Consider the following 13,814-nt stretch of genomic DNA (forward strand, 5'->3'; position numbering starts at 1 on the left):
TTTTCTCCGCTACCGCTTCAAAAAACCGCGCTTTCCGCGCTACATGGTAGCTTGCTGCAATCGCTCACGCGAGGATACCCGAAAAATTTAGTTTAATACACAAAACTCAGTTTATAATGAAAGTCATTATTATAGAAGACGAAAAACCATCAGCACGGCGCTTGCAACGCATGTTGTTACAACTAAACCTAGAGGTAGAAACGATGTTACATTCTGTAGAAGCTTCCATCCAGTGGTTTCAAGAGAATACCCATCCCGATTTAATATTTTTAGACATCCAGCTTAGCGATGGTTTATCGTTCGAAATCTTTGATGCTGTTACCATTCAATCAGCAATAATTTTCACCACGGCTTACGATGAATATGCACTTAAAGCATTTAAATTAAATAGCATAGATTATCTGCTTAAACCCATAGATGAGGACGATTTAATACAAGCTGTAGATAAGTTTAAAATGCGAATTCCTAAACAGGAGCAAGTGGTTTTAAATTTTAACGATATAAAAAATTTGTTAGTTAACCCTCTAGATAGATCATATAAAAAGCGGTTTTCTGTACAAGTTGGTCAGCATTTAAAACTTATAAATAGCGACGATGTAGAGTGCTTTTATAGCGAAAATAAAGGGACGTATGTGCATACCCAAAACGGAAGAAATTATTTGTTAAACACAACTTTAGATCAGTTAGAAAATGATTTAGAACCCGAAACTTTTTTTCGCGTTAACCGTAAGTTTATTATAAATATTAATGCAATAGGAGACATGTTAAACTTTACAAATTCTAGATTAGAAATAAAATTAAAGTCCTTTAGAGGAGATCAAGTTATTGTTGCTAGAGAACGTGTAAAAACGTTTAAAGATTGGTTGGTGTAAAATATACGTAATTACTTAACAGTTAGGCTTTAAAACGAGTAGCTTGGCAGATTTTTTTTTATAGTAAGTTGTAAAACAACTACATTTAGTCTTTAAAAATCAATCGCTATGAAAACCAACCTAACCACTTTACTATTAGTATGTTTAGTCTGTTATTTTACACAGGCCCAAGACTGGAAAACTTATCCTTATTCACCAGAAGGCAGTTTAATATCCTTTCCCAAAGATGAAGGAGCTCATACTGCCGAAGCCGTTGAATGGTGGTATACAGCAGGCGAAGTTGTAGGAGAAACTTCTGGTAAACATTATGCCTATATGTTAAGTTATTTCGATTATAGTTATGGAGGTTTTGATGGGTTTAGAATTTTTAACCTTAGAGATTTAAGTACGGGAGCATTTTATCAAAGTACCCTTCCTTTATACTATAAAACCTTATCTACCGAGGCTTTAAGCATCGAGGCTGCAGTGGTTTTAGGAACCACTGAAACGTGGAGCAATACCGTTGATGGAGATAATAAAATTATCCCTTTTGAATATACCGTTAAAGCCAGTTCTGATGCTGGTAGTATAGACTTTTTGTATGAAAGCGTTAAGCGACCTCTAATTATTGGTGGTACAGGGAAGATCGATCAAGGATCATCTAAATATTCGTATTATTATTCTCAAACAAAGAATGAAGTATCTGGTAAAATTACCCTAAACGGTATAACAGAGAATGTTATAGGAACAGCCTGGATAGATAGACAATATGGTAATTTTAATCCGTTATCTAGTGAAAAGTATGAGTGGTTTAGTCTACAGCTTTCTAATGGAATGGATTTAAATCTCTGGAATATTTTTACTCCAGAGAATACCGTTCCAAACAATTCTAAATATAAAATTCTTTCGGCTTATGTTAATGAAGACACACGGTTTACCATTCACGATTTCAACATCGAGCGATTAGCGTTTAACTGGATGCCTGATGAAGCTAAGTGCTATTCTAAAAAATGGCACTTAACGGCAGCATCTAAAGGTATAGATTTAACCATAGAAAACCGATATACCGATGCAGAAATTCAATTGCCTTTTAGGTTTTACGAAGGGGCAACCACTATAACAGGAACAATTAATGGTGTGGAGGTTACAGGAATAGGTTTCTCAGAACTTGTGCATTCTTACGAGCACCCAGAAATTTCCATCTCTAGTTTGCCAGACCAAATGTATACCCCGGGGATTCCAGTAACGTGGGAGTTAGAAAACCCAGACGATGGCCGGCCAATATATTACGATATTTTATTTTCTACTGATGAAACGAACTTTATGGAAATTGCTTCAAATCTAACCGACACTAGCTTTACCTGGGACTCGCCTACCTTGGAACAAGGAGACACGGTGACCTTTAAAGTAGTTGCACATTCTATAGATAATGCCTTAATAAGTGAAACAACTTCTGACCCTTGGGTGTTTTCAACCTTATCTGTAGAAGAATCAGTTTTAAACCAAATTAATATATTTCCAAACCCCGTTCAATCGCAATTGCATTTACATGTACCACAACAATTAAAAAATTTAAACGTACAGGTTATAGATATTAGTGGACGTATTGTTTCTCAGATTAAAGTGCCTGCAGGCTCTTCTAAAATAGTTGCTATAGATACTAAGAATTTTCATTCAGGGTTTTATTACTTGCATTGTATAAGTAATGGCGCAAAAAAGAGTTTTAAATTTATAAAGAAGTAAATTACTCGTCTTCTATACGGTTATCATCAAAGGCAGCAGGTAGTAATTTCGGAATAAATTTAATTACAATTGGTAACAAAATAGCACCTCCAGGAAGCAAGAATATAGCTAGGCTAGGTATGGTTTTAAAAATATCTAACAATTGCTCATTTACTTTTTTGTGTTCCTGTGGGGTTAAATCGCGTACGGTAGATTTTGTTAAAAGCACCATTAATTCTTTGCTTCCTCTTAATTCTTTTAAAAGTCTATGACGGTTTCTTGAGATTAGTTTACTAACCATTTGTGTAGACCTGTGGTAAAAACTTTTTACCACATTTTTAGAACTTAGTAAAGGAATGTTACTTCGGTTATCGTTAAAAAATGCATTTATAGTATATAACGAATCAGCTCGTTCTTTATCTGTTATATGAAGCGAGAGGCTTAATGTATTTAAAAATTCAACTTCTATAGGTTCTATGGTTTTGTCGCTCCAGGCTGCCATACAAGCAATATCGAAATAATATAGTGTATGCTGATCGCCATTTGCCATGGCAAGGGCTTCATTAAAAGTTAAGGGTTTAGTTTGTTGATACCGGATGGAGGATTCAAACAATTCAATTAAACTATTGTCGTAACTACTTTTAAAAGATTTTAAATTTAAGGCATGAAGCACAATTGTAATTATAGAAGATTCTAGGTGCTCTAAGTAAGATTTCGAAATTTTATTTTGTTCTAGAAAATGCTGGTAGGCTATTATGTCAATATACAACAAGACGTTTGTAATGTAGTGATTAAAGTTTTTTGTAATCACGTTGTCATTAATTTGAACGCGCTTATGCATTATTTTTTCAACCAAAATCTCAACAGAATCTCGCCCCAATATATCATCTAGAAAAGACGATTTATTTTCGTTTATGGCCGAATAAAACTCAACGATACTCTCAAATAATGGTTTTGCGGTATTACTTTCTTTATGGATATGTATAAAGGCTATAAAAAAGTTTACTTTACATAGCTCTTCTTCAGTTAAATCTGCATTTATAATATAGTCGTTTACAACTTTTATGTTATAACCATAAATAAATCCAGTTTCACGAAAAGCAGTATAGAAATTTTCATCAGAAGGATTATCTAATAACGTTTGTTGCGATAATTCTTTAATTAATTTCTTAATCCAGCCACTTGCCGATGGGTTCATTCAAATTGAGTTTAATGATGCAAATGTAATTTTTAAAGGTTAATCCTGCAATTAATTGTATTAACAAAATTTTAACAAAACCGATCTATTCATTTTTGCGTAGGTATGTGTGAGAATCAAAAAAATCATTAACTAAATCTCAAACATTATGAAAACAATGAAAATTATTTTAGGAATCGGAGCGTTGTCAATAGCCGGATTCTTTATGGTAGCAGCCGATCATATCGATGCGCCAGCAGTACAGGGAGGTTCAAGCGATATTACCGACTTTTATGCCTTTCAAGGAGAAAACACAGACAATTTAGTATTTGTTGCCAATGTCCAAGGATTATTAAGTCCGTCGGCTTCAGAAAAAGCTATGTTTAGTGAAAACACCTTAATAGAAATTAACATCGATACCAACGATGACAAAATTGAAGATTGGGTTATTCAAGCCATTCCTCGCGATGGGAAAATGTATTTCTTCGGTCCTGTAAAACCATCGGCAACAGGATTAACAAGTAAAATTGAAACTATGGGAACTTCGGCTATGGTAGATATTACACCTTACGGCTCTGAAGCTATAATTGCGAACAGTAATGGAATGTCATTTTTTGCAGGTCCAAGAGACGATCCTTTTTTTATGGATTTCGCACAATACACCGAAATTATTAATGGAAATGCCTCCGGCTTTAACGCCATGGGGAGCGACACTTTTGCAGGAACCAATGTTATGGCTGTAGTCGTAGAAGTACCAAAAAATATGATTGGTGGTTCTGGAACTATAAACACTTGGGTAGAATCTAAAACAAAACAATAATCAATTAAAAACTTACACATATGAAAACTTTAAAATATTTAATTGTAGCAGTAGGGGTTTCAATACTTTCTTTTAACTGTTCTAACGACGACGATAATATGATGGTAGATGAATCGGGTCCTGATTTTTCTGGAATCTACATGCAAGCCGATCAAATGGGGCGCCCAGCAGTAAACACGGTTTTTGTGTCGCCTTCGGCCAAAGATCAATTCAATGTTACTATTCCGTCTAAACAAGGAGCCGCTTTTCAAAGCATGTTTCAAACCAATTTAGAAGGTTTAAGTCCGGCCTATGCTATGCCCGGTGATAAAAATGCATTGGGATTAGATGCGGCAACATTTACCAGTGTTTTAGCAACCGATGTGTTAACCGTGTCATTAGATGGAAAAACTACATTTTACGACGGTACCAATGTATTAACGGGGCGCGCTTTACAAGATGATGTTATTACGGTAGAATTGTTATTAATTTTTGGAGGAGAAGACTTTTCAGAAAATCCAGGATTATCTAACGACAATGTAGATGCCAACGATAAGGCGTTCTTAAGTTCATTTCCGTACCTAGCCTCAGCTTGGTAGATACCTAATACGCCAATAGAACGAATTTAGATTGGTTCTATTGGTTTCTTACTAACACAAAACACACCATCATGAAAACAATTCAATACATACATTTATTGGTATTAGCACTAATTTGTTTTAGCTGTAATCATACCAAAACGACTCAAAAAATAGCTCAATCGAGCGACTATAACACCTATGTAGAAGTAGAAGATACTAAGGCGCTGGCAAGTGTGCAAGCTGATTATGCGTTTTGGAGGGATAAGTTAATTGCGCATCCAAATCAGTTTCCATATTTATCGAAGAAGGCAGCGTCTTTATCTTCTATATTTAAAATTACAGGAAATATAGATTATTTAGTAGAAGCCGAGCGTGATTTAGTTGAAGCGAATCAGCGCACGAACTATAAAAACTCGGCGTATTTAAGAGCCTTGGCGAGAACCTATATTTCGCAACATCGTTTTAAAGAAGCTTTAGAACTTTTAGAAAAGGCTGAAAAGGAAGGTGAACATTTAAAAGGAACACAACATATGCTTTTTGATGTACATTTAGAATTAGGAAATGCTACGGAGGCCAAAAAATATTTGCTAGCTGTTCAGGATTTTACTGATTTCGATTATGTAATTCGATTGGCAAAATGGCAAGATCACCAAGGCGATTTAAAATCGGCAATAACATATATGGAAAAGGCTTTGCAAATGGCCGAATCATCTAATAATATAGCGTTAAAACAATGGGTATATACTAATATAGCCGATTTTTATGGTCACGATGGGCAGGTTGAAAAATCTTATCGGTATTATTTAAAAACCTTAGCTATAGAACCGTCTGATGCTTATGCGAAAAAAGGCATTGCATGGATAGTCTATTCTCACGATAAGAATCCTACAGAAGCTTTACGTATTTTAAACAAGATATCACAGTCTCATAAAACTCCAGATTACGAGTTATTAAAGGCCGAAATTGCAGAGTACATGGGAGATAATGTTTCTAAATCCAATTATCTGAATGCGTATTTAAAAGCTGTAAAAAATGATAAATACGGAGATATGTACAACGCATATAATACATTAGTATATACTGACGATTTAGAAATTTTTGATGCTGCCTTGAAATTAGCAGAACAAGAGGTTGAAAATAGACCAACCCCAAATGCTTACGATTTGTTGGCTTGGAGTTATTTTAAAAATGGCCAGACTAAAAAAGCACTATATATCATTGAAAATCATGTAAAAGATAAAAGTTTCGAACCTACTATTTTATACCATATGGCTCAAATTTATAAAGAAAATGGTAATGTAAAAGAGGCTAAAAATTTAAAAAAGAATTACTTACCGCTACTTATGAGTTGGGTCCATTAGTGGCAAAACAAGTTAAGAATATTTAAAAAAGAAATGGTTTTTTGGTGGTTTTTGTTGAGAAGAGGGTTTGCTATTATGGCAAACCTTTTTTTGTGTAATAGCTGTATCACTCGATATCCGAATGAATAAAAAAAGCTCAGAATTAAGATGACATTTTTAACCCTGAGCATTTAATTTTAATATTAAAGATTTCTTATAGTATTTTAATTTTTTTATGATTATTTACGATACAGATTCTACAGTTCCTAAAGTGTAAAGTTGTTCTAGAGTAGGAGAGTCGCTTCCTCCAGCTGGTTCTAATGTAATACCAAAGGCTTCAGAAGCATTTGTGTTTTCAATAGTAAAAATCTTATTATCATCTGATGCGAAATCATCTAAAGTTCCTAAACTTGTTGGTGTTAACGGATTTAAAGTTAAAGACCAAACTTGGTATACTTTACCTTGCGGTGGTTCTGGTAAACCTTGAACGTCTAAATAAATGGTATTGTCATGTTTATCCCAATAGACTTTTGCGTAAGATTCTGGCGAAACGGTTTGCCCTCCTAACGGAATGGCTAAAATATTTTTATCTCTAAGAATAGTATTTAATTTTTTTACTTCTTTTAAATCTTTATTAGCAATATCAATTTGTTGTTCTAAAAATTGTTTGTCGGTTTCCACAACATTCATTTTAGATTGTAATTCTGTGTTCTGCTCTATAGCCCAAAATAATCCTCCAGCTAATAAAATGGCCGCTGCCCAACCCGTGTAAGTAAACCAAAGTGTTCTGCTATTAGATTTCTGAATGGAAACAACTTTAGATGACGTGTTTGGTTGACGAATTTTTTCAGCTATCGTATTAAAATCTAATGTACTGTCTTTTGGAGCAGTGGCCGCAGTTAACTTTAAAATGGCCGCTTCAATGTGTAGCACTTCATTTAAAACTTCAGGATGTTTTTGCATCATGGCATATACTGCCTTATTTTCTTCATCAGAAAGTGCGCCAGCAACATAGAGTTCTAAGATTCCGGAATTTATGTAGGTGTTAATATCCATATTAGTTTAAAACCATTGCGCGTAATTCGTTAATACAATTTCTATTTCTCGTTTTTATAGTGCCAATAGGCATGTCTAAAGTTTCTGAAGCTTCTTTTTGAGTATAGCCCTTAAAGTAAAGCAATTCTATAACTTCTATACATTTTTTAGCCAATTTGCTTACAAATTTTCCAATGCCAATAGCATCGGTTTTATCGTTTAAGTTATCGCTGTGCTGTAGGATATCTACGAAAAATTGAGCATTTAGGTTTTGCTTTTTATTTTTATAAGCTTTAGATCTAGTTTTATCTATGGCGGCATTTCGAGCAATATTTAAAAGCCACGTAAAGAAACGTCCTTTTTCTGCAGAATACGAATCTGCTTTGTGCCAAGCTTTAATAAAAACATCCTGCATAATTTCTTCGGCCGTGTCTTGATCGCGAACAATATTGTAAATAACACCTTGAATGTTTTGGGCATACATCTCATATAAAGACGCAAAAGCTTTTTCGTCCTTTTGTTTAAATTGTTCAATAAGCGTTTCTAACTGCATAGGCTTGGTTTGTAATTGTTGAAAGTAAGACATTTAACCGACATAAAAAAAACTGCACCAGGCAGCTTTTTTATAATTTGATTTTTTGAAATATTATTCAATAATACCACCACAACTAACACGTCCGCCAGCATCACCTGTAGGTTGAGTTTTAAAGTCGTCTTCGCCTTGGTGTACAATAATACCTTTCCCTATAATGTTTTTGTTTACATCTCCGCAACCAATACACCATTCATCTGTAGTAAAAGTTATAGTACCATTACCATTTTCGTCTGCGGTAAAATTACCAATATCTCCTTTATGATATCCACCTGCAGTATCACCCCATTTTCCATGGTTTTGTGCAGTTGGATTCCAGTGTCCTCCAGTCGATTTTCCATCAGGTGAAGAGCAGTCTGCTTTTTCGTGTAAATGAATCGCGTGCACCCCTGGAGTTAATCCTTCAAAAACGGCAACCATAGTTACTGTTCCGTTTTCTTCGGTAAATACAGCATTTCCTGATACACCACTATCGCTTTTAGCTTCTAATGCAACTTTTACTTTTTTAACTACAGGTTCTGCTTTTTGTTCTGTAGGAGGAGGAGTAGGCGTATCTGCGACTTTGGTTTCTTTTTTATCAGATTTACAACTAGTCGCAAAAACTAATGCTAGAGCGGCTATTAAAATTGTTCCTTTTTTCATTTTTAATTGTTTTTAATGATTGTAATTGGAAATTTACAGAATATTTAAACCAATTCAAATTTTACAGCATTCTAATTAATTGTTATATAAAATAGAATTACCTAAAAAATATTTTTAAACATGCTATTCATGTTAATTTTTTGTGAGAAATCAAGAAAATGAAATAAAACGTTTTGATTGCTTTAACAATCCGTGTTAAATAAAATGTAAAGTTTAATAAATCAATTGTTTGCTATTAACTATCTGATTACATTTACAATATAAATAGTTAGTTAGTTTTTTTTCAAATAATTCTATGATATAGTTTGGTTGGTTATTAAATAGAATTTATAGTTTGTTAGTTAATTTTTAGTTGAAAAGGGAGTTGTTTTTATAATAAAAATAATTCCCTTTTTTTATGCGCTTTTTTAGAAAATCTACCCTCCATTCTTATTCAACTTATTTTCTAAATCCACTTTGCACAGGTTACGATAAATCACATTAGGTTTCATCTTAGGTTAAACAACTTGGTTTTTTCACTAGAAATGGGTGTGTTGTAAATTGTTGTAAGACGCATATTTTGGTGCATAGATTACCCAAAAAGGCAGGGTTAAATCCTTATATTTGTGGGACTTGGGGATTAATATGAGTTTTAATATTTCGTCAGTTAATTTTTTGTAATGTAAAGTATTATGTTTAATAAGGACTTTTTTGTCTGAAATATGATAAATGTCATGTTTTTTAAGCCCAAGCTCACTTAAATTTGCTAATAAAATCTTAATTAATTATGAAGACAGGATTAAAACTATTAACCTTATTATTCGCTACTCTAATTATGAGTTGTGGAGGAAAAGAAGAAAAGAAAACAGAAAAATTTAGTTACGACAAAAAAGCTCCAGCCACAGAAAAACCGGTAGCAAAGGAAGAAGTAGTTCCTGCCTCTAAACGTGTCGATTTAACGAATAAGGGGATTGGCCCAATAACTTCTGTGACTTTAGATGCTGAAGTTAATCAAGAAATGGCAACTCGTGGTGCAGATATTTTCAAGAAGAATTGTACAGCTTGTCATAGAACCGACAAAAAATTCATTGGTCCAGCTCCAAAAGGTGTTTTAGATATTAGAACTCCAGAGTGGGTAATGAATATGATTTTAAATCCGGAAGTTATGGTAAAAGAAGATCCGTTAGCTAAAGATTTATTAATAGAATTTAATGGCGCACCTATGGCAAACCAACATTTGTCTGAAGAAGAAGCTAGAGCAATATTAGAATATTTCAGAACACTTTAATATTAGGCTTATGAAATCATTAAAAATTTCATTCTTAATTGTAGTAACATTTGGGTTTCTTTTGTCATGTAAAAATGACAAAGAAACCTCTGTAAGTAATTCAACTTCAGCGGCCGAGGCCACAAGATCTAATTCAACTGCAGATCAAGGTCAAGCTTTTATTAAGGACGACGAAGGTAAACCAACAGTACTGAGTATTGCCATGGAATCTCCAGACCATACCACTTTAGTTGCTGCGGTTAAAGCGGCAGGTCTGGAAAATGTATTAGTAAATGCAGGACCGTTAATGGTTTTTGCCCCTACAAACGAAGCTTTTGCAGCTTTACCAGAAGGCACTTTAGAGACCTTATTAAAGCCAGAAAATAAAGATGCTTTGGCTAATATTTTAAAGTATCATGTAACACCAGGAAATTATTCAAAAGACTTTTTAAAGAAATTTAAAGAATTAGGTCAAGCCAACAACCAATATGTAAAGGTAGAAGTTGTAGACGGCGAGCCGGTAATTGGTGGTGCTAAAATTTTAGCTAGTATTCCTGCCGGGAATGGGATTGTGCATGTTATAGACAAGGTATTGCTACCTCCAACCGAATAAATCAAACTATTAAATTATTGACGATAATGATAAAAATTACCAAACTACCTCTTGCTATTCTAGCCATGTTTATGGTGCTTTCAAGTTGTAATGACGCTAAAAAATCTGATGGAAAATCGGGAGCCTTATCAAGTAATGTTGCCGAGAGAGTTTATGTTGCTCCAGGACAGCACGACGAATATTATGCTTTTATTTCTGGAGGTTATAGCGGAAACTTAACCGTATATGGATTGCCATCGGGAAGAATGTTTAAGGAAATTCCTGTGTTCTCTCAATTTCCAACTTCTGGATATGGATATTCTGAAGAAACAAAACCAATGTTGAATACCTCTCACGGCTTTGTGCCTTGGGGAGATGCACATCACCCAGACATTTCTCAAACCAATGGTGAAACAGATGGTCGTTTTGTTTTTATTAACGAAAATAATACGCCTAGAATTGCGAAAGTAGATCTAACAACTTTTGAAACGACAGAGATTATTGAGATTCCTAACAGTGCAGGAAATCATAGTTCTTCTTTCGTAACCGAGAATACAGAGTATGTGGTAGCAGGAACACGTTTTTCTGTTCCAATTCCACAACGCGATATGCCAATTAAAGATTACAAAGGAAATTTTAAAGGCGCCTTATCTTTTTTATCGGTAGAACCAGAGCATGGAACTATGGATCTTTCTTTCCAGATTTTAATGCCTGGATTTAACTACGATTTAGCCCACCCAGGTCGTGGCGAATCTCATGGTTGGTTCTTCTTTTCAACATATAATACAGAAGAAGCAAGCACACTTTTAGAAGTTAATGCCTCGCAAAACGATAAAGATTTTATCGCTGCTGTAAACTGGAAAAAAGCAGAAGAATACATTAAAGCTGGAAAATTTAAAACAATGCCAGCGAATTACGCACACAATGTTTACGATGAAGCTACGCATACGGCAACATCAACAATGAAAAAAGAAGTTCGTGTATTAAATGCATCAGAATTACCAGGATTGGTATATTTATTACCAACACCAAAATCACCTCACGGTTGTGATGTAGATCCTTCTGGACAATACATTGTAGGGAATGGTAAACTTTCTGCTAACTTAACCGTGCATTCATTCACTAAAATGATAGATGCTATTGAAAATAAAAAGTTTGATGGTGAAGCTTACGGTATTCCAATTTTGAAATTTGAAGATGTTCTTGCAGGTGTTGTAGAGCAAGCAGGTTTAGGCCCATTACATACAGAATTTGACGATAAAGGAAATGGTTATACTACGTTCTTTATTTCTTCGGAAGTTGTAAAATGGAAATTAGGTACTTGGGAGGTGTTAGACAGACAACCAACATTTTACTCGGTGGGTCACCTAACAATTCCTGGAGGAAATTCTAGAAAACCTACTGGTAAATATATGTTTGCCATGAATAAAATTACAAAGGACCGTTATTTACCAACGGGACCAGAATTAGAGCATTCAGCACAATTGTATGATATTTCTGGAGATAAAATGGAATTGTTATTAGATTTTCCAACACACGGAGAACCGCATTATGCTGCTGCCATTCTAGCATCTAAAGTAGCTCCTAACTCTAAGAAAATTTATAAGTTAGAAGATAACGAGCATCCTTTTGCTGCCAAAAGCGATAGCGAAACTAAAGTGGTTCGCGATGGTAATACTGTTCATATATACATGACGACTATTAGAAGTCATTTCTCACCAGATAATATCGAGGGGATAAAAGTAGGAGATAAGGTTTACTTCCATGTTACCAATCTCGAACAAGATTTTGATGTGCCTCATGGCTTCGCTGTTATCGGACAAAATACATCAGAGCTTTTAATTATGCCTGGACAAACAAAAACATCGGTTTGGGAGCCTAAACAAGTAGGCGTTTGGCCGTTCTATTGTACAGATTTCTGTTCTGCATTACACCAAGAGATGCAAGGCTATATTCGTGTTTCTGCTGCCGGTGCCGATACCCCACTAAAATGGTCTATGGGTGAAGATATAGAATAAATATATGCTTAGGAGAATTTTATTTTAAGGTTTATTTTCCTACTAAAGGCGGGAGTTGTGTTATCGCTCCCGCCTTTCTTTTTTACAGAGTAATTGATAACTAACCTAAAACTAATCTGTATGTGTTATGAAAAAAGCAGGTATTATAATGATAGTAGGTTCCTTACTTTTATTAGGACTTTTTAAATTTCCATTATGGAACATCATGCTTGGCGCCCCACAATATCCAGATCCCCTGGGAATGAATATTTATGTTGACGGTATTCGAGGGGTATCTGAATTTGATATTCAAAATTTAGACGGATTAAATCATTATATTGGCATGAAAAAAATTCCGAAACCTGAAGAGATGTGGGAGTTTTCCGTGTTTCCAAAGGTGGTTTTAGGCATGTCATTACTTGGTGTTTTATTAGGAATTCTGGGGTTTATGAAAAAAATCAGTCCAAAGTATTTCTTAGGATGGTTTGTGTTAATGGCTGTTTTAGGTATTTTAGGGATGTACGATTTTAATAATTGGTTAATAGATTATGGTAGCAATTTAGATCCGAAAGCGATCATTAAAGCTTATAATCCAGATGGATCGCCAATGGCTTATAAACCACCATTATTAGGCCATAAACAATTATTAAATTTTCATGTAACCTCTTTACCACACACGGGCGGATATTTAATGTTTGTGGGAATGACACTAACACTTATTGCCTATTGGGTAGGTAAAAAATCAACTCAAATGCAATCTAAACGATAAGCGATTTGCAAAACTTTTAAAAATCGAAATTATGCAAACTTTAAAAAAATATTCAGTTTTAGCCTTACTATTATTTTTTCTTGGCTGTAATGTGTCTCCAAAAGCTATAGATTATGGTAATGAAGGCTGTCATTATTGTAGTATGACTATAGTCGATAAAATTCACGCTGCAGAGGTTGTTACAAATAAAGGTAAAGTCTATAAATTCGATGCTACAGAGTGTATGGCTCATTTTATGGAAGATTTTAATCGTTCAGAAATAGCACTTTATTTAGTAAATCATTATTCAAAACCGGAAGTTCTTATAGATGCTACTCAAGCCACTTTTTTGGTAAGTAAAAATATTCCAAGTCCGATGGGAGCCTTTGTAACTGCTTTCCAAGACCATAACATTGCGGAAAAGGTAAAATCGGAACAAGGCGGAACGCTATATACTTGGAACGAAATTTTAGAGCATTTAAAGCAGTAGTT

The 13,814-nt window shown here is 34.4% G+C and carries 14 protein-coding genes; 10 read left to right on the plus strand and 4 right to left on the minus strand.

The annotated features are described in order from the left end of the window. Positions 1 to 116 precede the first annotated feature (116 nt). Both A9D35_RS17885 and A9D35_RS17890 read left to right on the plus strand, forming a co-directional pair. The gene (locus tag A9D35_RS17885) at positions 117 to 872 is read left to right on the plus strand and encodes a LytR/AlgR family response regulator transcription factor (RefSeq protein ID WP_066225529.1); all 756 of its coding nucleotides are present in this window, start codon (positions 117 to 119) and stop codon (positions 870 to 872) included. Positions 873 to 980: 108 nt separating this feature from the next. Continuing rightward, positions 981 to 2,594, plus strand: coding sequence for a lipocalin-like domain-containing protein (locus A9D35_RS17890; RefSeq protein ID WP_066225531.1), 1,614 nt, complete (start codon positions 981 to 983; stop codon positions 2,592 to 2,594). A gap of 1 nt (position 2,595) precedes the next feature. On the opposite strand, the gene A9D35_RS17895 is transcribed toward A9D35_RS17890, so the two are convergent. After that, positions 2,596 to 3,771 (minus strand): LETM1-related biofilm-associated protein, encoded by a 1,176-nt coding sequence (locus tag A9D35_RS17895; protein WP_066225533.1) that lies wholly within the window; start codon positions 3,769 to 3,771, stop codon positions 2,596 to 2,598. Between the two features lie 148 nt (positions 3,772 to 3,919). On the opposite strand from A9D35_RS17895, the gene A9D35_RS19535 reads away from it, so the two are divergent. The 3 genes from A9D35_RS19535 (at position 3,920) to A9D35_RS17910 (ending at position 6,491) form a co-directional block, all read left to right on the plus strand. Then, on the plus strand, positions 3,920 to 4,570 hold the full coding sequence (locus tag A9D35_RS19535; protein ID WP_066225535.1) for a DUF4331 family protein: 651 nt from the start codon (positions 3,920 to 3,922) through the stop codon (positions 4,568 to 4,570). 20 nt (positions 4,571 to 4,590) lie between these two features. Then, positions 4,591 to 5,148: a DUF4331 family protein gene (locus tag A9D35_RS17905; protein WP_066225537.1), complete on the plus strand. Its 558-nt coding sequence runs from the start codon at positions 4,591 to 4,593 to the stop codon at positions 5,146 to 5,148. Between the two features lie 71 nt (positions 5,149 to 5,219). Next, a complete protein-coding gene (locus tag A9D35_RS17910; protein WP_235817922.1) occupies positions 5,220 to 6,491 on the plus strand; it encodes a tetratricopeptide repeat protein in 1,272 nt (423 codons plus the stop codon). A 222-nt stretch (positions 6,492 to 6,713) separates the two neighbouring features. Here A9D35_RS17910 and A9D35_RS17915 read toward each other — a convergent pair whose 3' ends face one another. From A9D35_RS17915 to A9D35_RS17925, 3 genes are all read right to left on the minus strand, one after another. Beyond that, a complete protein-coding gene (locus A9D35_RS17915; RefSeq protein WP_066225538.1) occupies positions 6,714 to 7,526 on the minus strand; it encodes an anti-sigma factor in 813 nt (270 codons plus the stop codon). 1 nt (position 7,527) lies between these two features. Then, positions 7,528 to 8,058 carry an RNA polymerase sigma factor gene (locus tag A9D35_RS17920; protein ID WP_066226240.1) on the minus strand — a complete coding sequence of 177 codons (531 nt, stop codon included), beginning with the start codon at positions 8,056 to 8,058 and terminating at the stop codon, positions 7,528 to 7,530. Positions 8,059 to 8,151: 93 nt separating this feature from the next. After that, entirely contained in the window at positions 8,152 to 8,739 is a 588-nt protein-coding gene (locus A9D35_RS17925; RefSeq protein WP_066225540.1) for a superoxide dismutase family protein, read from the minus strand. 766 nt (positions 8,740 to 9,505) lie between these two features. On the opposite strand from A9D35_RS17925, the gene A9D35_RS17930 reads away from it, so the two are divergent. From A9D35_RS17930 to A9D35_RS17950, 5 genes are all read left to right on the plus strand, one after another. Beyond that, entirely contained in the window at positions 9,506 to 10,006 is a 501-nt protein-coding gene (locus A9D35_RS17930; RefSeq protein WP_066225542.1) for a cytochrome c, read from the plus strand. A gap of 10 nt (positions 10,007 to 10,016) precedes the next feature. After that, entirely contained in the window at positions 10,017 to 10,598 is a 582-nt protein-coding gene (locus A9D35_RS17935) for a fasciclin domain-containing protein (protein ID WP_066225545.1), read from the plus strand. A 26-nt stretch (positions 10,599 to 10,624) separates the two neighbouring features. Continuing rightward, the gene (gene nosZ / locus A9D35_RS17940) at positions 10,625 to 12,595 is read left to right on the plus strand and encodes a Sec-dependent nitrous-oxide reductase (RefSeq protein ID WP_066225547.1); all 1,971 of its coding nucleotides are present in this window, start codon (positions 10,625 to 10,627) and stop codon (positions 12,593 to 12,595) included. 127 nt (positions 12,596 to 12,722) lie between these two features. After that, positions 12,723 to 13,343, plus strand: coding sequence for a hypothetical protein (locus A9D35_RS17945; protein ID WP_066225549.1), 621 nt, complete (start codon positions 12,723 to 12,725; stop codon positions 13,341 to 13,343). Between the two features lie 31 nt (positions 13,344 to 13,374). Further along, the gene (locus A9D35_RS17950; RefSeq protein ID WP_066225551.1) at positions 13,375 to 13,812 is read left to right on the plus strand and encodes a nitrous oxide reductase accessory protein NosL; all 438 of its coding nucleotides are present in this window, start codon (positions 13,375 to 13,377) and stop codon (positions 13,810 to 13,812) included. The last annotated feature ends 2 nt before the right edge of the window (positions 13,813 to 13,814 follow it).

Origin of the sequence: Formosa haliotis, from assembly GCF_001685485.1 — a bacterium.
Lineage (GTDB): Bacteria > Bacteroidota > Bacteroidia > Flavobacteriales > Flavobacteriaceae > Formosa > Formosa haliotis.